A 22,567-nucleotide genomic window follows, 5' to 3' on the forward strand; every position below is an offset into this window, starting at 1 on the left:
CTCACTTTCTTAATTACGAATTAATATAATTCTGCGTGCAAGTTGGTGGAGCATTGCGTGTTCTCAGTTACTAGAGGGACTCCGCTGGTGAGTTGTTACACACTCTTTAAAAGATGGCTACTTTTAAGCCTACCTCCCAGGTTCTTTGCACTCCCCGTTCACACACGCCCACTGTATTTGACAGTGTACCGTTCCTCTCGTACTAGTATGTAGGCTCCAAGAGTTGGGGCACGCAGGATATTAGTATAATACAATATACTACATAAAATTGGAAGATATGAAAAGAGATATTTTGGAGTAGAGCGATCGCTAAATCTTATCAGCAGTGCTTAAAGTTTAGTTAGTGTCAAACAATTATTCTTAAGGACAAATATAAAAGAACCATTATTAATCATTCCAGGTGATCTAATTTGCCATACACAGGTATAATACATTATCTCTGAATCAGCATGTTCTTTTGGAATAGCAAGCTTAATGGGTGTATCTGTAATTCTAAATTTAGTTCCCTTGAATATAGGCATTTTTGCGGGAATAGCCCAGTTTTGACTAAGCTGTGTAACAGCTATTTTTTGATCGTCCTCGGAACTAAGAAAGACATTATCTGTCATCTTTAAACCGGCAAAGTTAGATAATTTTAGAGCAGAATCTATAAAGACATCCATCACAGCATATGATGCAGCTTCTTCTGCTCTATTCTCTACAGTAATACTCATATCGATTTCTTCAGAGAATGGCTGGTCTTGAGAAAACTCAATTGGGACAGGCTCTTTACCAGCAAGAGAAAAATTAAAGTGTAAATCAGGTGTTGTTGCTCTACGGAGAATATCTCTGATTTCATAATCCTCCATTGCAACCGACTCAAAATTGAAACGTTTGTAATATCTCTTGTCGGCGGCTTGATGAGGTGCTCTTGTTGTAGCTTGAGGAATTGAAACTACATACAATACATGACCTGGGTTAGTAGTAACCAGTTCTATTTGTTTAATGATAAGCTCGTTGATACGAGGATGAATGTTTGAATTTATAGTCTGTTCTAATCTCTCTTTGGATAAGGCATTAGGATCAAATCCTGTATCAATTTCACTAGGGATATGGCCATTTTCTTTTATACCGTAAATAATTCTGCCTCCAGCAGAGTTAGCAAAAGCTGAGACATCTTTGCTAAGTTCTATTTTCTTTTTATCAGTAAGTGGAAAGATTGCAGGACATTCCTTATAATCAAGTTCAAGGCTTTCCTGAACTCTATCCTTAATCATAGAGAGAATAGTTTCTTCAGACCATTCTTTGAGTGGTGTCGTCATCGTTATCTTAAAAGCTCATAATTCAATGGAGAGCATTGCTTATCATTTATATTGACAAGCAATGCCATATTCTAACCTCACTTATCTTCTCTTACAGGCAACGGCAGATCCAGAATCTCCATCAGCAAATCCAGACGAGAGGGGCGCGTCAGGAGTGGGACGATGTTCGGCAAACTGTAGTAGTCACCCGCAAAAGTGAACGTATCTACAGGTGCTTGCTGCTGCTTCAGTTGAGTCTCCACCCAGTTGTAATGAGTACCCACACGGACAATCACCACATTAGGCATTATCGCCAACTCCCGGCAGTAGTTCTTGTAAACTTCACCAAAGTAAGGAGCAGCATTTTCGCCCTCATCCGTCACCAGAATGATCTGGTCAACCACCTGCTTTTTGCGTCGCATTGCTTCCAATGCACAGCCGATGCTAGTACCACCGCCTGCATTGATGTGCTGGAAGGCACGCTCCCAGTCGGTCAACTCCTTGCCTTTTGCTGTAACAGCGTAAGGAATGGTATCGAAAGCATAGACAAACAGTTCTGCCTGAGTGATACCAGAGATTAGGGCAGCTAGTTGCTTACCCGTCGCGATCGCATTTTCCATTGAACCAGACTTATCCACCAGTAAAGCAGTTGGACGTGCGATCACACCACGCCGTTTCACTTGCTCGTTTGTCACCTTTTCCAGTTGGGCAACGGTGTCTGCGTCAAAATCTCCTGCGTCTGCGGCAATCTGTGCTTTGAATGCTGAGACACGCCCACTCTTGGACGCTTCTTCCAGCTTAGAGTCAATCAGTTTCTTGACTTGTGGGTGATCCATTGCACCTCTAGTCTGGAGAGACTTGAGGTTGTTGATCGCTTCTTGAGGAGACATGCTGTTGATTAACGCCACCAATACAACTGGTGTAAGTTGCTTGATTGCACCAATTGCGATCGTGTAAGGAATTTTGAACTCCACAATTAGCCGTGCCTGTTCTGCCGCACTTTCAGCCTTAGCAAGCTGCTTCAGCACATTTGCTAAGGAACCCTCTGGAGGAGTATCGCCAAACAGAATCGCATTTGCCCGCTCATTTGGCTTGATGTGCAGCGAAGCATACAAATGCTTCATTGCTTTACGACCTCGTAGCGCAGCGCGATCGAATAGAGCCGGATTGCTCTCCCGCACCTTTAAATAACGCCGCACCGCAGTGCGAGCCGAACGAGGCAATTTATTCTGCTGTTGCTTCATGAAGTCAACTACACGAGCTACCTGATAGGGTGGAAACTCTTGCAGCATAATAAATCCAGCATCTCGGTGTTCAATCAAATTGCTGGTTAACAAATGAGCAACAAACACTTCTTTGTGGTCGCGGACATCACCATGACGCTGATACCAAACTGCCAGGTGTCCGTAAAAGATGGGATCGAGTTCAATAATTAACTGATGAATTTCTGCGACTTGCTCAAGTTTACGGTGAGGGGTTGTCAGCAAACTGTTGAGCATTTCCAAACGCAGGTCACGTTCTGCGGTATTCATTATGAACCTCCTCTAAGAATTTTGGATTTTAGATTTTGGATTTTGGATTGCAACCTAAAATCCAAAATTGCAGGAGGCAGATGTTGCACGCGGGGCGATAAAGTCACCGCGCAAGTTGTGGAAGCATTGGATATAACTTATGCAGAGTTATGTAAGCTTCCGCGATCGGGGCGCGGCAACAACTGCCAATAACTATGTAGCAGTCCTGATTAGTATGTGAAATTCTCTGTCTTTTTCTTCACCTTTGTGTCCTTTGCGGTTCGTTTAAAAAAATTTTTTCACCTAACCAGGAAGATACAAAAAAAGAGCGGAAGAGAAGTTCTCATCAATCATTAATGAAATAAGATCACCTCATGCAAGTCGAAAAAGCTGTTGATTCACACACGGGATTTGAACCCGTAGTTGCTTGAGCCTTATTCAAGTGCCTTACCATTCGGCTAGTATGTAAGCTTTTTCAGTTAGGGCACGAAGTGAAAATTTTAGGTTTTAGAAAGTTGATTTAAAATAAATCGAATTTCTTTCTTATTACACTGCTGTTTCTTAGCAGCGTAAATCATTCGACCTGTATATGCCACAGAACGATGAATCATACCTTTGACAGCATCCATCACATAATGAGTGGGTGGCGATGGCAAATCTTCAAAGGTAATGAAATACCAAATATCATTTAGCTTCTGATATTGATGATAATTATCAATGATGACAATATCAGTTTGTTCCTGCTTTTGTTCCTGCTTTTGTTTCTGCTTTCGAGGTATTCTCTCGGCTGCACAAAGAATTCCCGTTTCAGGATGGATATAGAAGCGATCGCGATGGTTTGTATCTAGCTGACTTCGATATCCTCGATAAGACTTGCTATAAAAACTACCATCAATTATTTCTACATACCTTTCAACATAGTCCCACACATGATCGATAACATGCCGTCCGGCCATAGTGTTGGGATCTAATCGTTGACATAGTTGGCTGTAAACGTCATTCCAAGGCTGTCCGACTTGCGATCGCAAAAACCGACGCAGAGGGCCGAGATGATCTGAAAGATATTTGGATTTATTTATTGGTTTAATCAGGTAGGGATTCAACAACCCATCCTGAATTGCGTCCTGAGTGATTTTGTATAATTGCTTCTTAAAGCCAGTCACTTTTTTGAGGCTAATTCTTCTCCCACCGCGAGGACGCTCAATCACAATCTCGCTCAAACGATGTTCGCTCATATCTCACGTTGTTTAAATGCAGTTGTACTAATTGAGTTGTGATTAAACATGAGTTGGCTAACATCATTGAACTCACCTCTGTATTGAGTAAGGGTTATAGATTAATACAATTTCAATAATTTAAATTCCGCACAAGTTAGCAAAGCAGTTTTCACAATTGCCTATACCAATTTGGCTACGCTCCCATTAACGGGAGCGGCAGGAATCGAACCTGCAATCTGTTACCAGATAGTGTTTGTAGGCTTTACAAGTTAGGGCGCGGAATTAAGTCTTAAATCATTTCCGTACAAGTTCAAGAAGCTTTTTACAGCTACGGCCGCTCTTACCAAATATTGGCAGTGGGCACGCACACTAAATCTGCGAGAGACTTAGAAATCATGCTTCGCTTATTCGATCGCTCGAATTTTACTACCTTAGGGCCGTTATCAATGTGTATGTATGCTTCTTCTGTCGGGGCACGGAAAGACTAAATACTTTAACCATAGACAGCTTCAGGGCGGATAATCAAATCACCACTGGGACGGCGATCGATTATATAAGCAGAAAGGCGATCGCTATTCACATCTAAATGGCGAGCAACCCGCTCTTTCACTGCCACATCATTCATCCCTGCTGCAATTCCTAGTTGTGTCTCTGGGAGATCAACAGAACGTCCTTCAAATCGAATATGAACCATTGCAATCACCTCTTTTTAATCACGAATTTGTATTAGTGGATCTGATCGGGATTGAACCGATACCCTCCCTGTGAGAGTTACACTCACACCTCGCGCAAGTCGAAAAAGCTGTAGTGACACACGCAGGAATCGCACCTGCAACTTATCGTTTTAGAGACGATAGCTCTACTATTGAGCTAGTATGTAAGCTTTTTCTGTCAGGGCACAAGTGACATCCGGGATCTCTACCATTAGAGCTACAGACCCAAGTTTGAATAACATCGATGTACTCAACTTCAATTGAAGTCGTGTCTAGTGGTCTATCCCATTAATTTTGTTGGGCTGCTAGATTCCCGACTTCTTCAAGAAGTCGGGGATCTGAAACCACTAACCTCTCAAAACTTTTGGGACATACCTAGTGGAGCCGTCGGGAATCGAACCCGAATCCTGCAACCGTCCGTTTGTTGGTTTCGGAGCAGTCGAACCCCAATCGCGGCCCCAAAAGTAGGCACTACCGAAAGAAGTTGCGAAACTAATCCCCAAAAAGTAGCATCTATGCAATTGTCACAGTTCCAAGAGGTTTTAGTTTTGCCTTTGAGGAGGCTTTGATGTTCATATTACATTTGTAATACAAGACTTACATAATGTCAAGAGGATACTACAACTTTTTTAGCAAAGAGTTTTAATGCCAGGTAATATGCAAGTTAAAATTTTAGAGGACGATTTCAAGTCACGTCTCGACAGTTTGCTTGGTTTTCCTGAGGGCAGAGTTTATATGGAGCCACATTTTTTCGATCTATATGTTCAGTTCATTAAGTTTTTTAATGTAGCAGCACAAGAGGGCGATATAGTACTTTTATCACTAGATTAGCGAGAAAGATTTTAATCTGACTATATCTAACGAATTTGATTTAGGTAAAAATTTATAGCATTGATAGAACAATTAAGATTTGGGGAGTGCTAGAATCAACTAATAACTGTAGTGACCAGCAAATACTGGTAGCTTATCTAAAAAAACTTAGTTTATACTCGTTCGCAACTTCTTATGCACCTGCGCTAGATACCACATATAATCATCAATTTTGTAATTATCAGCAGCTTTAATTATATAATCCTGAGCTAAATCAATATTATTGTGAGCTTCGTAATATAATCCCAAGTAAAGATGACTGTAAAAATTTCCCTTTATCCCTTCTGATTCACCAACAGTTAAAACATCATCTGGCGTACAATTTCCCAAATACAAATCATATACGCGCTGCATAATACGTCGAGGGTCATTTTTTACAGTTAGTAAAGAATTACGTGCCTCTTCAACACCTAAAGAACGAGCTATGCAGAGATATCGCCATACTGTTTCTTCTACATCTTGAGCATTCACTGTCAAATCTATTTCAAACTGTTCAGCGCCTTCAGCAAATCTTTCTGCATAATAATACGATAATCCCCGTTGCCAGAGGTAAGGTTTGATACGGTTATCCAATTGCTCCGCCAGATCAAAATCTTGAATAGATTCATCAATCTTGGCTAGTTGAAAGTTAATCATACCTCGGCGAACGTAAGCATTAGGATTTTTCGGCTGATTGCGAATGGTTTCGTTCCAGCGCTGGAGTTGATTTTCCAGAGAATTTGAAAAAAACATAGGTTTGCTAGCTAGTATGCATTAAATAGAATATTTTCAGGCTTGGGGAGAACTCGTCAACCCCTAAAATGAGTCAAGTTTTGTCATACTAAATTCTTGACGTTATATTTCTACTTTTCTATGACCAGTGTAATTGAGTTTCCTTGGCAGCAAGAGGCTATTATTCTCCACAGTCAATATCTAATAAATAGTTTTCAGCATTGGACAGGAAATTGTTTGCTAGATGCCAATGCTTCTGAATTTGAAACAGCAAAGGCGTTATTTGAAGCACCTTTTGTCTTAGTGTCTCACGGCACTGAGTCAGATCCAATTTTCAACTATGGTAATCGCCAAGCGTTGGAACTATGGGAACTTTCTTGGGAAGAATTTACCAGAATGCCTTCTCGAAAATCGGCTGAAGAGGTTGTACAGGAAGAACGCGATCGCCTATTATCAGAAGCAGCAACTAAAGGCTTTATCAATAATTATTCTGGTATCCGCACTTCTAGCACTGGTAAACGCTTTTACATAGAAGATACCATCCTATGGAACATCTTAGATGAACAAAATCAGCACTGTGGTCAAGCTGCTTTTTTCTCTAACTGGAAATTTATCGCATGAAACCTACTGTTTCAGGGGGAAGTCCTACAATAAATCTTAAATATAAAACTGAGATCCATCCATGAGGTAGAAGAAACTACTTGCAAGATTCAGTATTGTAGGATTGCTGTCTTAAAATCAGGAAAAAACGCTCGTGGTTCCAATTAGCGATAATAATCCGACAAAAATCACACCTTATGTAACTTATGGGCTGATTGCTGCCAATGTCCTCGCTTTTCTTTATGAAGCAAGTCTTCCCCCCCAAGCATTAAATGGATTTTTACACCTTGCGGCTGTAGTTCCACGAGAACTGACTTTAAGCTTTGGTGGTATCTCCTTACATCAACCAGTACCAGAGTGGGCAACTTTGATTACTTCCCAATTTTTGCATGGGGGATTGTTGCACTTAGGCGGCAATATGTTGTTTCTCTGGATTTTTGGTAACAATGTTGAAGATAAGTTAGGTCATGCTAAATATTTGCTGTTTTATTTATCTTGCGGTGTTTTGGCATCCTTAACCCAGTGGTTCTTCGCTCAAGATTCTAGCATTCCATCTTTAGGTGCGAGTGGTGCGATCGCAGGTATTCTTGGTGCATACATTCTCCGCTTTCCCAACGCTGAAGTTCTCGGCGTCGTCCCTTTAGGGTTTTTCTTCCCGACTTTCCGCGTCCCGGCATATTTCTTTTTAGGATTCTGGTTTCTCGAACAAGCCTTCTACGGACTTGCTAGCCTTGAAACACGTACCAACATCGGTATGGAAAGCGGCGGTATTGCCTACTGGGCCCATGCAGGCGGATTTATATTTGGGGCAATTCTCGGCCCACTGTTGGGTTTATTTAGCGATAAATCACAGGAAGAATCTTGGTATAAGTAATTTTTCATAGGATTGTAGTGGCTCTTAATTATACTGATTGATTTAATAGATGAAATTGTCTAACGTTCGCAACCCCTAGCCTGACAAGCTATATTGCAGTTAGTTAATAATTTAGGAAAAACACCTGTGTTTCCCCTCTACGACGAAAATCCGACGCGAATCACCCCGTATTTCACCTACGGGTTAATTGGCATGAATATTATAGTTTTTATTCACGAGGTGAGCCTGTCAAATGCACAATTGAGTGAGTTTTTGAGCCAGTATGCGGTAGTACCTCAAGAGTTAACCACCAATTTGAATGGAGAGTGGATAACATTATTTACGTCGCAATTCTTACACGGCGGTTGGTGGCACTTAATCTCAAATATGGTATTTCTCTGGGTTTTTGGCAACAATATTGAAGATCGTTTAGGTCATACCAAATATCTGATTTTTTATTTGGCGTGTGGTGCTTTAGCTGCCTTGTGCCAATGGTTTATTGGCATGAATTCTCAGATTCCTTCCTTGGGGGCAAGTGGGGCAATTTCTGGGGTTTTAGGTGCGTATATTATCCGCTTTCCCCACACTAAAGTTGTTACCTTAATATTTTTGGGGTTTTTCATCACCACAATTAGGGTGCCAGCACTAGTAATAATTGGACTTTTTATTGTGCAAAATGTCATATCCGGTCTTGCTACCCTGCAAACAGCCGCTAACATGACTGTGGAAACTGGTGGAGTTGCTTATTGGGCGCACATTGGTGGTTTTGCTTTTGGGATAATTCTCGCTCCCCTATTTGGCTTGTTTCGACGCGACTAAATACAGCATTTCCGAAAATTCGTAGCGAAACAATTACTACTTTTCAATTCTCTGCGTTAAAATTTCCACATTTGGCAACTATTAGTTTTTGTTGGCACTCACCGAAACTTCTTCAGATTCTTCTACTTCTTCTACCTCCGATGTAAATGTTGATGATTTTACAACTTCTTCAGGTACAGAAACGATGATATCAGCACCATTGATAATTGCTCCCAATAACCCTAGTTCAGATTCAACCAATTGATCGATAGCTTCACCTAGCATATTCTCTTGTGTATAGTGTGGTCGTGCCACTAGTACGATCCCATCGCTGTAAGGTTGGATTAACAAAGGGTCATTGGATATGCTGAGGGGACTCGTATCTAAAATAACTAAATCAAAACGTTCGCGGACATCTTCCATCAACCGCCGCATTTCGCTTGATTCAAGAATCGCAGCAGATTGCCGCACCGGGCCAGGACTGGGAAGAATGTATAAATTTTCTACATCAGGAACTAAACGGATACATTCACTCAAATTAGCGTAATAACGCAGGGGTTCAATACCGGCTTCAGGGTCAGGAATTACTTTCAGGGATGCACTACGGGAAGGCGATCGCAAATCTGTTTCGATAATTAAGGTTCTTTTACCAGCACGGGCTGAAGCAACACCCAAGTTATAAGCACTTGCCGTTTTGCCCTCTAGGCTACTGGTGCTAGTAATCAAAACTACCTTTAAGGTTTTACCACCAATCCGGCGCAGATTACTACGGAATTTTTCATAAAATTCTAAATAAGGAGAGTCGGCGGAAAGCACTACTGGCACAGAGTCTTGATCCAAATCATCAACTGGCATTAAAGGCAATTCTCCCAACACTGCCACTTCCCGTTGCTTGAGGCTCTGGCGGATATCCTCTCTGGTTTTGAAAGTTCCTTCCAACGCTCCTAGCAAAAATATCACCCCGCCACCAACCACCACGCCCAAGAAACCACCCACAGCAAGAGTAATAGGTACACTCTTCGGAGGTTTAACATCGACCGTGACTGTAGGGCGTCTGGCAATGCTGAGACTACTAGTAGTTTCTGCCTCTGCGGTTTTAGCATCGGTTAGCTTCACCTGCATTTGATCGTAGATAGCTTTTTTCAGGGCAACTTCCTGTTCTAAACGCGATCGCTCTAATTGCTTATTGGGTATCAGAGAATACTCTTGTCGTAGTCGCGCTTCTTGGCGGATTTCTTGAGATAGTTGTTGTTGCAGCGTCTCCCGTTGGGTTTGCAAAGACACCATTTGGTTTGCCAATTGCTGGCGGGCTGGATCTAAGCTACTTTGGGTACGAATACCTGCAACACTACCCTGAAGCGGAGCCGCCGCCCCATCACCACCTAACACCTCTGCCGCACGTTGTTGCAGCAATTCCTCAGCAGCTTGTTTCTGACGCATCAACTGAACCATTGTCGGGTGTTCCGGTCGCAAATCTTTTCTGAGTACAGCGATTTGCGACTCACTTTGATAAATTTGCGCTCGCAAGTTACCAATAATTGGATCGGCACTCAAAGCCGAAGAAACATAAGCCTGTCCGACTGTTAAGCCTAATTTATTTTGTAAACTGCGAACTTGACCATCAACCCCAGAAATAGTTAATTGAATTTGCCGTTGGAGATTTTGGCTGGCAGTTATAGCGCTTAACAAACTACCATTCTCTGCTGCTAATATTGCTGTTCGCTCGATGCGATCGTACTGTTCCAACTTCTTCTCAGCAATTTGCAACTCCCGTTTAGTTGGTGGTGTGCGATCGTTAATTTTTTCAATAATTGCTTGTAATCGCCCAGTATTGATATCACTGCTCAACTTGATCATTGCTTGCATCAATTCTGTCAAGACCTGTATACCTCGTTTGGGATCAGTATCTACATATTTCAATTCCAAAATACTAGATTCCAATTCTCCACTCCTGGGGTTTTTTTTCGGAATAGAAAGTACGACACTGGCACCGAGCTTTGCCGGTTTGACACCGACTTTTTCTGCCACTGCTGCAACTATCTGGTTTGAGAGTAAAACTTCCTGACTCAATTCCTTTCCTTGCTGTTGGATCTCAGTACCAGTTGCAGAGAAAGAAACTGGTGGGCCACTATAGGTAAGTGCGGCAGATGCTATATAGCTAGCAGGTGGCTCTGGTTGCATAGCGACCACAGTTGACCCAGCAACAACTAAAGCAAAACTAGCTAATCCAATCCACTTGTACTTATCAAAAGCAATAAGATAGCGCTTAACAATTGGTGGGGTCATGGTCGCTTCGCTCCAATTAAAAATTAAAAATTAAAAATTAAAAATTAGGAAGCACCAAACTAAAGATAGTGGCTTTGATCCAAGGATGCTATCAACTTCCTACTGTATATCTTGGTTGATATCTTTAATATTTTTCCATTACCGAATTCAAAGACAAGTTGCAGATGTGACTTCCTCCACTTGAAACTATGTCCAGATTGTATTCTTCTTTTATAGTCCCTAATTTGACCCACCACCGCCGAAGTTGTCAAAAAATCGGAGAAACGATTGAACATTGAAGAAAGGTTGAGTAATGGTAGTCAATAAATTAGTAATTCTACCAATGAGGTTCCGACCAACAACAATAACATCATTATCTTGAAGTGCCACATTTTGAGAAGCATCACCGCCTAGAGCTTTTTTGGCATCAAGTTTTTGGGTAACAGCTTTACCTTGTTCGGGATCAAAGCGAACCAAAGCGATATCGCGGAGGTTAGCGGTGTCGAGATTTACTCCTCCCAAAGCATCTACAAATGTACTACCGTTAGGCAGCGCTTGAGTGGAAATACCTCCCGCAGCGTAATTTAAAACCCGGACTCTAATCTGTGGCACAGCCAAGGATGAACGTGCTACCAAATTGCGGTCATAACCGTTATCATTACCAATTTCACGACGAGGTACGAGTATGGCATCTCCGTCTTGTAAACGTAAATTCGGAATTGAACCGCCATTTTGCAGTGCTGCATATAAATCAATAGTTTGTGAAATCACAGAACCATCCATTAACTTGCGGCGTACTTGCACTTGTCGTAGGTCTGCATTCAAGGTTGAACCACCAGATATTAGCAAGGCATCAGCAACGCGAGGTGTTGTTGAATTAATCGGATAAATTCCTGGTCGAAATATTTCCCCGCTAATGGTAACTTGAACTGGTCGCGTCCCTAGCAAGGATACTACTACAATTGGATCTGGGAAAAAGCGACTCAAACCCAAGCGAATTTTTTCTTGAGCTTCTTCCAAGGTTAAACCTTGCAATGACACCGTTCCTACTTGCGGCACGACAATATTGCCTTCTGGACTAATTACAGCTTGAAAATTTAAGTCTTGACGCTGCGTTGCTAAGGCTAAAACTATTACTGGATCAACCACATAACGATTTAAACCCAAGCGAATTTTTTCTTGAGCTTCCTGCAAAGTTAAACCTTGTAAGAAAACTGTTCCCAGTAACGGCACTACAATATTACCTTCTGGGTTGATTAAAGCTTGAAAGCTCAAATCTGGAAAGCGCTGAACCGAAACGCTAATTCCATCACCTATACCTAAGCGGTATGGGCCAGGGGGACGCTGAAGCACAACCCCAATCCCATCTCCTGGCCCCAAGAGGTAGCGGCTGAGTTGTGGGGAAATTTCTTCATTTGCACCTGGGGGTACAGCCTCAGTACCAGGCACCGGCGAGGGAGGTTGCCCTGGTGATTGCCCTGGTGATTGTCCTTGAGGTGGAAAAGGCTGGGCAACAACCAGTTGGATAGGTGTTGTTAAGAAAACTCCTACTTGAAGACTGACAAAACACAGGGCGCTGAATCCACGCATATAATAACTGGGATCTATGAACATCGTTGTAGAAAATACTGATATAGAAATTAGTCGCGCCGAGTCGTTATTTTACTCTAAAAATGTCTTAGATGTCTCTTTTCTCTGCAAGCATTTACCAAGGAAAAGAGAAAATTTTTACTAAATTTTATTTTCAACTTCATCTTTTAGGAGAGTTTCAGCTTGAGAGCAATTTCATCGAGATACTTTTGATGAATCTCTGCACAAAGGCATCTTTAACAGACTCTACAAAGGGCCTGCCATTAATGTAGCTTGCACTGTTTCCCCAATAGACTGGGCTAAAGACCAAGATGTTTCTACCTGACCCAAAGGTTCCATTGGAATTAAAATACTGACGCCCACCCAAGGAGTGCGTTGCTTACGCCACTGTGCTAATTGATCTGCTACAAACCAGTGAAAAGGTGATGGATTTCCGCCGTCTGGCATGGCGTACCATTGCAAGACAGCAAAAGTTTGTTGTGGCGTGGAGGCGCGAAAGAACCTAGCTTCTACTTGAGTTTTGACATTAGAAGCTAACTTGGCAGGTGGTTTCACAGTAAATTCAGCAGAACGAGATTGAGCTACATCCCATTTTCCCCAACGCGATCTTCCCCAGCCGTTAACGTCTGTCCACTCTACCTCTGGTTGATCCATAGGCCCGTTTTGCGGTAACAAAAGTAGAATTGCCTGGGATTGGGAGCCTTCTTTTTTAATTATCTGTAAAGACCATTGATGTTCGCCAATTTGTTGTTGTGCTTGTTCAATGGTTTGCCAACCAGGAAGGGTTAACCCAGTCTTGTGGATCTGTTTTAATTGTCTGAGGGTAGTAACAGGAGGTGGCTGTTTCCATTGCCAGTGTCCTGTCAGGTATCCGGGAATCCCTGCAATTGCCAGTAGCAGTAGCAATAACAATAGTGCTGCTACTTGACTCAATTGGTTTTCCTTGAAAAACTTAGAGAAGGAAGTCATCAGTAAAATTTGCAATACTTAGGCAAAATTTTACTTTATAAAATAACATTGTGAGTTCAGTAATATTTAGGACTTACGTATAAGTGATGAAAAATTAAGGAAGTGGCCAGGGAGCGGGGGGAAATAACCCCTGATTCCTGCCGTAGAATGAAGGGGGGAACATGTTCTTACGTCCCCCAATAAGAGTTAAGTGGTTCTCGAAGGTTCTCGAACGGGAATGGGTCGAATCCCCATCTGAACTATCACCCTTGCTCCCTGCTCCCTGCCCCCTGCCTCTTTTCAATCCCCAATCCCCAGTTCAACTTTCTGCTTCTTGCTGAGTTTCTGGAGATGTCGAGAAATAGTTATTAATCCAATTCAGTAAGGGTACTAATGACACCAGCATACAAGCAGAGTAAAGATCGCCACCCCAACCCTCATGTAGCCATCTAAAGGCCGCTTCTTGTCCTGTGCCGTGAAAGAAAGTCAGTAAAGTATTACGAATGATATTGGCACTAGTACTAACGATCGCAGCAATAGATAAAAACGATATAGTTGTGGGGCGTGAAGACAAAGCATCTGTCCAATAAAGCAGCATTAAGCCGACGTAGAGAGTAGTAAATAACATTTTCAACCCCGCACAATAGGGGGCAACTTCTACAATCCGTCCTCCCACATAGAGATTTATCTCATCTACAGTTACTTCCATACCAAATTGATTTAGTATGAAACCTGCCGCACCAGCGATAAAGCTCTGGAGAGGCAAGGTATAGGGTGCAATCAGATAGGGTAATGCCGTTGGGGTTGCTAAAAATACTAGTAGCAGGGGAAATCCTTGCAGTCCCAAACCTGATATTCCCTTAAACCACAAGCATAATCCTACTAATATAACGGGCAAGGAAAGGTTAACCCACTCTGTAACACCGCTAAGATAAAAAACTGCTCCTAATAATAAGAAAACAGCGCCCAAAGGATGGATGGTATCTGGCAAACGTCTCCATTTTTTCCGGTTTATCCAGCCTAGATAAGCCGCGAATGGTAGACCAATAATCCCATGGCTAAAATATTCGTGTTCTGTACTAATATTTTTGTGTAGCCAACCATCCAACCAATGTAGCAATATCGGAGCATAAAGCAGCAGCAAAACGCCTAAAATAGCTAGATTTAACAAGCCTGATGCGTTTATATTTTTAACCTGTTGCCGGAGTGCCATGATTTTCAGTATTAGTCATTGGTCATTGGTCATTGGTCATTGGTCATTTGTCATTGGTTTTAAACAAAGGACAAATTACAAACGATTTAGACGCACATTTAGGTATGAATCAACTTCAAACTACCACGCTGTTAAGGTCAGCAGAAGATATGTTGTCTGCTTGATGATTCATAGGGACTTCTAGGGCGGAATTATCGAGTCCTAACCAATCAGTAGAAGATAGGTTATCTGTCTTATAACTTGCTGAGACTGCATTAGCGATCGCGGCTACAACTTCTTTAACTTGGCTACTGCTCAAACCAGGATACATCGGTAATGATAATATTTGCTGTGATAACTTCTCTGCTTGGGGAAAATCTCCCGGCTGATAGCCTAAGTTGCTAAATGCTGGCTGGAGATGACAAGGAATTGGGTAATGAATGCCAGTTTGAATCCCCGCTGCTGTGAGTTTTTCCTGGAGTTGCTGGCGTTCTATTGGGCAAGAATCATCAACTTTAATCACATAGAGATGATACACATGTCCTGTATCACTTTGGTTTTCTATAGGGATAATCCCAGAAGTGGCTAAAGGTGCTAGTTCTGAATCATACTGCTGGGCAATAGTCAAGCGATCGCGATTCCACTGTGGTAAATATGGTAATTTTTTGTGTAAAATTGCTGCTTGCAAAGTATCCAAGCGGCTATTTGTACCTGGTTCAGTATGAAAATACTTCTGTGATGCACCATAATTTCGCAAGCGCACCATCTTCTGGGCTACATCCAAATCCCGTGTCAGCAGCATTCCTCCATCTCCAAATGCTCCCAAATTTTTGCTGGGATAGAAACTAAAAGCTGCTCCTATTCCTACTGAACCAGCATGATATCCGTCTCTTTGGGCGAGATGTGCTTGGGCGGCATCTTCAAAAATTAGTAGTTTGTAGGTATCGGCAAAATTAATTAAATCATTTGGTGATACCATCTGCCCATAGAGATGCACAGGGATAATGGCTTTAGTCTGAGGTGTAATTGCCTTTGCTGCGGATTCTAAATCAATTAAAGCTGTTTGGCGATCGCAATCTACCAAAATGGGCTTGGCACCAGCGCGCAGCACCCCGATTAAGGTTGCAACAAAAGTGTTTGCTGGTAAAATTACTTCATCGCCAGCACCGATATTACAGGCTTGTAATCCCAGAGCGATCGCATCTGTTCCTGATGCAACACCAACCCCGTAAGCTGCTCCAGATGCTACCGCAAATGCTGCTTCAAAATCTGAGAGTGCTTGCCCTAAAATAAAGTCTCCCCGTTCCAATACAGATTGGATTGCATCTTGCAATTGCGTTTGAATTGGTTCATGTTGTAATTTCAAGTCTACAAAAGGAACTCTAATAGTCATTTTATTCATTACCAATTGTCCTCAACAAATATTTCCTCGTATGCCAAAAATAGAACCGCCCGCCTAATTTTCGGTGTGAAATTGTAATAGATTTAATCTATTGGATCGGGACTTAGATCAACTACCTAGTAGACTATGGGTAATTCAAAATCATCCCCTATTCATTTGATCCCTCGAAGTTACCATCAGACTTATTCCCAAACTGCCACTCAAAATGCAAAAAGCTTTTCAACTAAGCTTTTGACTAATTTTGTAGCTTGCTTCACCATAGAAATATGCTTGGTCTATTTACGTCATACTGTACTAGGATTATCATTTATTGGTGCTAGATGTTATCGGTAAAAATGGCTATATATAATTACACTAATATGCTAGTTATTTTAAGTAAATTTACTTTAAACATGCCAGTAAAAGTTTTCCCTTATATAGCTTGAGAATGACACCGCCTTTCCATTCTGTTTCTAGGATTAGCTTACCCTAGCTGAATCCAAATCTAACGCAGCCTGATTGCAAAATCTCAAGCAATAAAGACTACACCAGCGATCAACAAAGAACATTCAGCACCAGTAACTAGTGACTAGCGGACACACTTCGTCGGCTTAGTGGAAGGGATAAAAAATTTTTGCCCTAAATTTGTTTGTCAGAGGCAAAATTAGGGAATGCTTAAAAATAGCAATTGATAACCTAGAAATAGAGCTTATATCAATTACAGAATCGAGAAATTATTAAGGTAGCAGTGGCAATGATAGAGCCTGAAAACAAATTATTTGCCCTAAAGGATGGTTGGGATTCTCATGAATCAAGAGAACAACAACGCCTCAAAGCTTTGTCAGATTTAGGTTTGCGGCAACCAGAAACGATTCCAGTTTTTGAAGAAGCCACACAGACTGCTGCCCACTTTTTGGAAGCACCAATTTCCATATTGGGATTTGTGGATCAAGAACGCCACTGGTTTAAGTCGTCGGTGGGCTTATCTAGACTGGGATTGATGAATCATTTGGCACAAAGCCGCCAATTGTCACGCCGGGAATCCTTTTGCACTCAGGTAGTAGAGAGCTTACAAATATTTGTAATTAATGATACACACAAACTTACAGATCCAGTACTTGCTAGCAGCAAGTTAGTGCAAGATTATGGTATTCGTGCTTACTTAGGAGCGCCACTGATAGATGCTGAGGGACATTGTTTGGGTGCATTGGCGGTGATGGATTTAGTCCCACGCAATTTTACAAACCGAGACATTGAGTTTTTACAAATCATCGCTCGTTGGAGCATGAGTGAATTTGAGCGTAACCGACTCCTGCAAGGGAAACTCGAATCAAGCACTCCCAAAAACGCTCCAATATTTTCACTCAATGACGAACGTAATACTGAGATTATTAAAATCACCGCATCTACTAAAGATAGCGACTCTATTTCTACCAAGCAACTGAAACTAGAACTTTTGGGTCAGCTAACTCAGGAGTTACGCACGCCCTTAACATCTGTACTTGGTATGGCTAGTGTTTTAGGACGTGAGATTTATGGCCCTTTGACAACTAAGCAGAGAGAATATTTAGAAATCATCCAACACAGTGGTCGGTACTTACTTTCTCTAGTAAACGAAATTACCGAACTAGGAGCTATGGATGACAACTCAACTGTGCTAAATCTAGCTCCTGTAGATATTGAAATGCTATGCCAACAAGCTATCAATACCCTAGAAGAAGTGGCTAACCGCCGCGAGCAAGATATTCGCCTGTCTATAGAACCGGGACGCAATCGCATTTGGCCTTTAGATAAAGACAAGGTGCGGCAAATCCTCTATCACCTGGTTTTTAGTGTAATTCAACTTTCGGCTACAGGTAGCATTGTTCGCATTCATGTTTCTTACAAGGAAGATACGCTCAACATTACTATTTGGGTTTCCCATCCTTGGCTGGGAGATGGCATCACTGAGGTTGATCCCTATTTTCGTCTCAATTCTTTGTCGCTGCTAGAACTGACAGGTGAGGTAGGAACTTACAATACTCATACAGAAGGACAAGAGCAACTAGATGCTTCATCAGTAGCGGTGGATAATTCCAAAAATTCGAGTGATTCCCACGCAAATTTCTTTGCTACTAGTTCCGGTATAAATTTAGCTAAATCACATGGAAGTCTTTCTCGTGAAAGTTTGGGTCTATTACTAAGTTGTCAACTGGCAGAATTGCATGGTGGACACATTTTGATTCAGGGTTCGCCAGAATCAGGATATCGTTATGTGCTTTCTTTGCCGCTGCAAGTGGCGACTCCTTCACAAGCAATTAGTGATGTCTAATCTTGGGGATTGGGGATTGGGGACTGGGGACTTGGGATTGGGAAAGACGTATTTTTATCTATAAGTCATTAATTTGTAGCGAATTCTCTGCGTGCCTTGGCGTTTGTCTCTGCGCTTCGACGCTGCGGGAAGGCGTACCCCTACGGGGAAGCAAGCTACGCGTAGCGTCTCGTAGAGAAGCGTATCGGCGTTAAAATTTCAACCTTCAATTCGCCACGATTTTACGTAAAGTTGTACTAATTACATGAAGAACTATCTTAACTTCCTATTGACTAAGGTGGTTCTAAATTGAAGGTAGTGATTAATGGCTAGGAATAAGAGCGCCATTACACGATGTACAATATCCATTATCGTAAATAAAAGGGTTTAAGAACCTGCAATTTACATGTAGCACCCATTTCAGTTGGGGTTTAAATCCCCTTATGCAATGTCTTTAATTTTGAATTTTGTTCGCGCAGCGTTAGCGAGTCTGCGTTCGCGTAGCGTCTCGTAGAGAGCGTCATTTTGAATTGTTAATACCTTTTTATAGGGGTATGCATTATGATCAATTCCAAGTTCTGCGTCGGCAGGCTAATTGATCGCAATGTTTTTTATGAATTTAGTCTGGCAACGATTTACTTTATCATCTTTACCGCTCAAAGAATATCTTGCTACCAGTTATGTACACCGCTCTCTGGTGGGACTGTTAAGTTCTTGGCGGCAAACCAGCATCTTGCTCCAGTGGGGAGATGCGATCGCAGCTGCTTTACTCAGCTTAATATATGCTCTTGCACCTTTTGCTTCGAGTACGTTGGTGGGTTTGTTGCTGGTGGCTTGTGTCGGATTTTGGCTGTTGTTGACTCTATCTGATGAAGTCACAACAACAAATGTCTCGTCAGTCACTCCGATTCACTTATTGGTATTGCTCTACTGGGGAGTTGCCGCAGTTGCAACAGCATTATCACCAGTAAAAAAGGCGGCACTTAATGACTTGGGTACGTTGACCTTGTATTTGCTACTATTTGCCCTTTGTGCCAGAGTATTAAGGTCGCCTCGCCTCCGGTCTTGGATTATCATTCTTTATCTGCATGTATCGTTAATTGTCAGCGTATATGGTTTGCGACAATGGTTTTTTGGAGCCACAGCACTGGCGACTTGGGTTGATCCAGAATCTCCTCTGTCTAAGACGACAAGAGTCTACAGTTATTTAGGCAATCCCAACTTATTGGCTGGATATCTTTTGCCAGCAGTAATTTTTAGCTTAGTGGCAATTTTCGCATGGCAAAGCTGGCTTAAAAAAGCATTAGCATTAACAATGTTAATTGTCAATACTTCCTGCCTGATTCTGACTTTTAGTCGTGGCGGTTGGATTGGGCTAGTGGTAGCATTTTTAGCTGCGATGGCATTGCTAGTTTATTGGAAAAGCGTGGAAATGCCTCGTTTTTGGCGTACTTGGTCACTGCCGATTGTCTTGGGAGGTTTGATTGGGGTATTGGTGCTAGCAATGATATTTGTAGAGCCAGTGCGCCTGCGAGTATTCAGTATTTTTGCCGACCGTAAAGATAGTAGTAATAATTTTCGCCGAAATGTGTGGGATGCTGTTTTTGAGATGATTCGCGATCGCCCAATTTTCGGCATTGGCCCTGGTCACGGCTCTTTTAATAAAGTTTATCCGCTCTACCAACACCCTCGTTACACTGCTTTGAGTGCCTATTCGATATTGTTGGAAGTGACTGTAGAAACTGGCTTTGTTGGTTTGGCCTGTTTTCTCTGGCTGATAATTGTCACATTTAATACGGCATTTTTGCAAGTGCAACGATTGCGACAAGTGAAAAGTGTCGAGGGATTTTGGTTAATTGGAGCGATCGCTATTTTGTTGGGTATGCTAGCTCACGGCACTGTAGATACTGTCTGGTATCGTCCTGAAGTTAATACCCTCTGGTGGCTTATCGTTGCCTTAATTGCTAGCTACTGGACACCTTTAGCTCAAAACCAGACAAATTCATCTAACTCAGAACCAGCAGTAAATTAACATAAAGAAGTTATCAGTTGTTTTCTTATTGAACAACTGACAACTTTTGAATTTTCCATGAATAAACTTTGAATTGTCTAATCTCTGTAGGTAGTGGCACTTGGGGCATTAGGGTCGCGATAAGCTACAGATTCGCGATCGTTCTTTTTACTAGCCAACCCGCCTAGACCGAATAAACCAAGCAATCCTAACCAACCCCAATCAAAATCGTTGCGATCCTCAGTGGTCGTTGTTGGAGCAGTAGTAGTGGCTCCGGTATCATTAGTTGTCTGAGCTTGTGCAGATAGGGATAAGGGTAAAATTCCCATACTCAAGGTGAGAACGCCAGCGCCGATAGCTGCAATGAAATTACTTTTCATAAGTTGTGAAAATTCTTGGTGTCGTTTGAAGTTACCCGCCACTGTATCGAGTCTCAACCTTAAGAAAATCAATCTGCGGCTATAAACAAGACATTTTCATAACTCATACTGTAGACATACAACATGGTTTTCACAGCAGTCTGTTTCTCACTCTGACTGTGATAGTTTAGCAACACTAAATCCTCAATAACTTTTCATTGCCCGTTGAATGTCACGCTGGTCTTGGCGTCGTTTCAAGTCTTCTCGCTTATCGTGGAGCTTTTTACCTTTGCCAAGGGCTATACTCACTTTTAGCCAGCCTCGTTTGAGATACATTTTCAACGGGATTAAAGTTAAACCCTGCTGTTCGACTTTGCCAATTAGCTTACGGAGTTCTTGACGATGCAATAATAGCTTGCGTGTACGCCGTGGTTCATGATTGAAATATTGTCCACTAGCGTTGTAAGGCGAGATATGCACATTGATCAACCATGCTTCGCCATTGCGAAGCAAAGCATAGCCATCTTGGAGATTGACTTTCCCCGCACGAATTGACTTCACCTCTGTTCCTGTCAATTCAATTCCAGCCTCGTAAGTTTCTAGAATTTCATACAAATAACGGGCTTGACGGTTGTCGCAAATAACTTTGTAACCTTCGTTCTTGTCGCTCATTGATAATTTTGTGTGCTTTAAATGTACCTAAAAAATTATTTGGATTGGCTTGTGAATTATAGGCTGTATCTTAGAACCGCTATGAATGCTGAACCATATATCACTAATCTAGCTTTTTTAAGTTCACAATTAAGAGTTTTCTGGCAAATTTAAGTTATCGAAACAGAATTCAGGAGTCAGGAGCAAAGCCGAAGACTGCGAAAGCTCAGGTCAGAATATTAGACCTCTTGCAAAAGTGCCTTTTGCACTCTTGTCGGGAAAGGTTAAAGGGGAATGTTAATTCTATCCCTTTTCCCTTTAACCCTTACCCTTTACCCGACTTATGCAAGAAGTCTATTGATGAGTTGTTACAAATTACAAAGGTCTTTGTGCCTCCCAAGCATGGGTAGTCAAAGGTGAGTTAGACTTCATTAACCTTCCTAAGGATTTAAGATTTTCTTTATAAATCAGCCCTAAAGGCAGTAATTAGCTGATAATCCTGTCATAGTATGAAACATAAGAACACTATTATTGTTTGTGTTCACTGATGGAACACGTAGAAGTAAATTTCTGAGTAAAAAAATGCTAGGGGTGTATTATCCATGCCCTTGACGATCCTTATAGTGGATGATGATTTGGGCACTCGTCTGTCTGTTAGCGACTATCTTGAACTGTCTGGCTACTCGGTGATCACGGCTAATGACGGTCAAGAGGCTTTGTTTATGGTGGATGAGTATCATCCTGATTTGATTGTCACGGATATTGTTATGCCACGGATGAATGGCTATGAATTGGTGCGCCGAGTGCGTCAGCAACCAGTGTTTCGTTTATTGCCTGTAATTTTATTAACGGCACGCATTAAGACCCAAGAAAGAATTCTGGGCTACCAGTCAGGGTGCGATTTATATTTACCCAAGCCTTTTGAACTGGAAGAGTTAGCAGCAGCAATCCGCAATCTTTTGGAGCGATCGCAAATTATCCAATCAGAATATCGTTTTTCTCATAGAGAGAGTTTGGGCACTTCCGCCTCGACAAAAGCGGGGGATGTCCATAATTCTCTGTCTACTCAAATTCAGAAATCCCATCTGCACTTACCCCTAACTCATAGAGAGCAAGAAGTCTTAGAGTTATTAACTCATGGTCTTTCTAATGCCGAAATGGGTCTTCAGCTACACCTGAGTCCTCGAACTGTAGAAAAATATGTTAGCAGTTTATTGAGAAAAACCTCAACCAGCAACCGAGCAGAATTAGTGCGTTTTGCGATGAAGCATGGTCTGGTGGAATAAAAGTTAGGAGTTAAAAGTGAGAAGTGAGGAATTAAAACTCC

At 41.9% G+C, this 22,567-nt stretch carries 18 protein-coding genes, 1 tRNA gene, 1 other RNA gene and 1 other annotated feature; of the genes, 6 read left to right on the forward strand and 14 right to left on the reverse strand.

Going from position 1 to position 22,567, the window contains the following annotated elements:
- Positions 1-84 precede the first annotated feature (84 nt).
- Positions 85-140: a sequence feature (23S ribosomal RNA rRNA prediction is too short), on the reverse strand.
- A 189-nt stretch (positions 141-329) separates the two neighbouring features.
- From FD723_RS20515 to FD723_RS20545, 7 genes are all read right to left on the reverse strand, one after another.
- The gene (locus tag FD723_RS20515; protein WP_179066995.1) at positions 330-1,301 is read right to left on the reverse strand and encodes a helix-turn-helix domain-containing protein; all 972 of its coding nucleotides are present in this window, start codon (positions 1,299-1,301) and stop codon (positions 330-332) included.
- A gap of 77 nt (positions 1,302-1,378) precedes the next feature.
- Complete coding sequence (locus tag FD723_RS20520; protein WP_179066996.1) at positions 1,379-2,812, reverse strand: VWA domain-containing protein; 1,434 nt, start codon at positions 2,810-2,812, stop codon at positions 1,379-1,381.
- A gap of 378 nt (positions 2,813-3,190) precedes the next feature.
- Positions 3,191-3,259 (reverse strand) — tRNA-Leu (locus tag FD723_RS20525).
- Between the two features lie 32 nt (positions 3,260-3,291).
- Positions 3,292-4,026: a hypothetical protein gene (locus FD723_RS20530; protein ID WP_179066997.1), complete on the reverse strand. Its 735-nt coding sequence runs from the start codon at positions 4,024-4,026 to the stop codon at positions 3,292-3,294.
- A gap of 475 nt (positions 4,027-4,501) precedes the next feature.
- On the reverse strand, positions 4,502-4,702 hold the full coding sequence (locus tag FD723_RS20535; RefSeq protein ID WP_179066998.1) for a hypothetical protein: 201 nt from the start codon (positions 4,700-4,702) through the stop codon (positions 4,502-4,504).
- Between the two features lie 395 nt (positions 4,703-5,097).
- Positions 5,098-5,181: a transfer-messenger RNA gene (ssrA, locus tag FD723_RS20540) on the reverse strand.
- 518 nt (positions 5,182-5,699) lie between these two features.
- A complete protein-coding gene (locus tag FD723_RS20545) occupies positions 5,700-6,323 on the reverse strand; it encodes a hypothetical protein (protein ID WP_179066999.1) in 624 nt (207 codons plus the stop codon).
- 120 nt (positions 6,324-6,443) lie between these two features.
- Here FD723_RS20545 and FD723_RS20550 point away from each other — a divergent pair, with 120 nt between their 5' ends.
- The 3 genes from FD723_RS20550 to FD723_RS20560 all read left to right on the forward strand — a co-directional run bounded on the left by FD723_RS20550 (position 6,444) and on the right by FD723_RS20560 (position 8,574).
- Entirely contained in the window at positions 6,444-6,923 is a 480-nt protein-coding gene (locus tag FD723_RS20550; protein ID WP_179067000.1) for an MEKHLA domain-containing protein, read from the forward strand.
- 133 nt (positions 6,924-7,056) lie between these two features.
- Positions 7,057-7,776, forward strand: coding sequence for a rhomboid family intramembrane serine protease (locus tag FD723_RS20555; protein ID WP_179067001.1), 720 nt, complete (start codon positions 7,057-7,059; stop codon positions 7,774-7,776).
- Positions 7,777-7,902: 126 nt separating this feature from the next.
- Complete coding sequence (locus tag FD723_RS20560) at positions 7,903-8,574, forward strand: rhomboid family intramembrane serine protease (RefSeq protein WP_179067002.1); 672 nt, start codon at positions 7,903-7,905, stop codon at positions 8,572-8,574.
- A gap of 81 nt (positions 8,575-8,655) precedes the next feature.
- Here the strand turns inward: FD723_RS20560 and FD723_RS20565 are convergent, their stop codons facing one another.
- The 5 genes from FD723_RS20565 to FD723_RS20585 all read right to left on the reverse strand — a co-directional run bounded on the left by FD723_RS20565 (position 8,656) and on the right by FD723_RS20585 (position 15,941).
- On the reverse strand, positions 8,656-10,839 hold the full coding sequence (locus FD723_RS20565; RefSeq protein ID WP_179067003.1) for a tyrosine-protein kinase domain-containing protein: 2,184 nt from the start codon (positions 10,837-10,839) through the stop codon (positions 8,656-8,658).
- Between the two features lie 219 nt (positions 10,840-11,058).
- The gene (locus tag FD723_RS20570) at positions 11,059-12,432 is read right to left on the reverse strand and encodes a polysaccharide biosynthesis/export family protein (RefSeq protein WP_179067004.1); all 1,374 of its coding nucleotides are present in this window, start codon (positions 12,430-12,432) and stop codon (positions 11,059-11,061) included.
- 222 nt (positions 12,433-12,654) lie between these two features.
- Positions 12,655-13,377, reverse strand: a complete 723-nt coding sequence (locus tag FD723_RS20575) for a cyanoexosortase B system-associated protein (RefSeq protein WP_179067005.1) — start codon at positions 13,375-13,377, stop codon at positions 12,655-12,657.
- A 298-nt stretch (positions 13,378-13,675) separates the two neighbouring features.
- Positions 13,676-14,569, reverse strand: a complete 894-nt coding sequence (crtB, locus tag FD723_RS20580) for a cyanoexosortase B (protein ID WP_179067006.1) — start codon at positions 14,567-14,569, stop codon at positions 13,676-13,678.
- 115 nt (positions 14,570-14,684) lie between these two features.
- A complete protein-coding gene (locus tag FD723_RS20585) occupies positions 14,685-15,941 on the reverse strand; it encodes a DegT/DnrJ/EryC1/StrS aminotransferase family protein (RefSeq protein ID WP_256874879.1) in 1,257 nt (418 codons plus the stop codon).
- A gap of 742 nt (positions 15,942-16,683) precedes the next feature.
- On the opposite strand from FD723_RS20585, the gene FD723_RS20590 reads away from it, so the two are divergent.
- Together FD723_RS20590 and FD723_RS20595 are read left to right on the forward strand one after the other, a co-directional pair.
- Entirely contained in the window at positions 16,684-18,240 is a 1,557-nt protein-coding gene (locus FD723_RS20590) for a GAF domain-containing sensor histidine kinase (RefSeq protein ID WP_179067007.1), read from the forward strand.
- A 592-nt stretch (positions 18,241-18,832) separates the two neighbouring features.
- Complete coding sequence (locus FD723_RS20595; RefSeq protein ID WP_179067008.1) at positions 18,833-20,251, forward strand: IctB family putative bicarbonate transporter; 1,419 nt, start codon at positions 18,833-18,835, stop codon at positions 20,249-20,251.
- Between the two features lie 77 nt (positions 20,252-20,328).
- Here the strand turns inward: FD723_RS20595 and FD723_RS20600 are convergent, their stop codons facing one another.
- Both FD723_RS20600 and smpB read right to left on the reverse strand, forming a co-directional pair.
- Positions 20,329-20,610, reverse strand: a complete 282-nt coding sequence (locus tag FD723_RS20600) for a WGxxGxxG family protein (protein ID WP_179067009.1) — start codon at positions 20,608-20,610, stop codon at positions 20,329-20,331.
- Positions 20,611-20,793: 183 nt separating this feature from the next.
- Entirely contained in the window at positions 20,794-21,261 is a 468-nt protein-coding gene (smpB, locus tag FD723_RS20605; RefSeq protein ID WP_094349892.1) for an SsrA-binding protein SmpB, read from the reverse strand.
- 581 nt (positions 21,262-21,842) lie between these two features.
- On the opposite strand from smpB, the gene FD723_RS20610 reads away from it, so the two are divergent.
- Positions 21,843-22,526 carry a response regulator transcription factor gene (locus FD723_RS20610; protein WP_179067010.1) on the forward strand — a complete coding sequence of 228 codons (684 nt, stop codon included), beginning with the start codon at positions 21,843-21,845 and terminating at the stop codon, positions 22,524-22,526.
- Positions 22,527-22,567 lie beyond the last annotated feature (41 nt).

The sequence above is a fragment of the Nostoc sp. C052 genome (assembly GCF_013393905.1).
GTDB lineage: Bacteria > Cyanobacteriota > Cyanobacteriia > Cyanobacteriales > Nostocaceae > Nostoc.

Coding starts and splice junctions, on each gene's coding strand:
- FD723_RS20515 (WP_179066995.1), bottom strand. CDS start 1,301: ATGACGACACCACTCAAAGAATGGTCTGAAGAAACTATTCTCTCTATG.
- FD723_RS20520 (WP_179066996.1), bottom strand. CDS start 2,812: ATGAATACCGCAGAACGTGACCTGCGTTTGGAAATGCTCAACAGTTTG.
- FD723_RS20530 (WP_179066997.1), bottom strand. CDS start 4,026: ATGAGCGAACATCGTTTGAGCGAGATTGTGATTGAGCGTCCTCGCGGT.
- FD723_RS20535 (WP_179066998.1), bottom strand. CDS start 4,702: ATGGTTCATATTCGATTTGAAGGACGTTCTGTTGATCTCCCAGAGACA.
- FD723_RS20545 (WP_179066999.1), bottom strand. CDS start 6,323: ATGTTTTTTTCAAATTCTCTGGAAAATCAACTCCAGCGCTGGAACGAA.
- FD723_RS20550 (WP_179067000.1), top strand. CDS start 6,444: ATGACCAGTGTAATTGAGTTTCCTTGGCAGCAAGAGGCTATTATTCTC.
- FD723_RS20565 (WP_179067003.1), bottom strand. CDS start 10,839: ATGACCCCACCAATTGTTAAGCGCTATCTTATTGCTTTTGATAAGTAC.
- FD723_RS20570 (WP_179067004.1), bottom strand. CDS start 12,432: ATGTTCATAGATCCCAGTTATTATATGCGTGGATTCAGCGCCCTGTGT.
- FD723_RS20575 (WP_179067005.1), bottom strand. CDS start 13,377: ATGACTTCCTTCTCTAAGTTTTTCAAGGAAAACCAATTGAGTCAAGTA.
- crtB (WP_179067006.1), bottom strand. CDS start 14,569: ATGGCACTCCGGCAACAGGTTAAAAATATAAACGCATCAGGCTTGTTA.
- FD723_RS20585 (WP_256874879.1), bottom strand. CDS start 15,941: ATGACTATTAGAGTTCCTTTTGTAGACTTGAAATTACAACATGAACCA.
- FD723_RS20590 (WP_179067007.1), top strand. CDS start 16,684: ATGATAGAGCCTGAAAACAAATTATTTGCCCTAAAGGATGGTTGGGAT.
- FD723_RS20595 (WP_179067008.1), top strand. CDS start 18,833: ATGAATTTAGTCTGGCAACGATTTACTTTATCATCTTTACCGCTCAAA.
- FD723_RS20600 (WP_179067009.1), bottom strand. CDS start 20,610: ATGAAAAGTAATTTCATTGCAGCTATCGGCGCTGGCGTTCTCACCTTG.
- smpB (WP_094349892.1), bottom strand. CDS start 21,261: ATGAGCGACAAGAACGAAGGTTACAAAGTTATTTGCGACAACCGTCAA.
- FD723_RS20610 (WP_179067010.1), top strand. CDS start 21,843: ATGCCCTTGACGATCCTTATAGTGGATGATGATTTGGGCACTCGTCTG.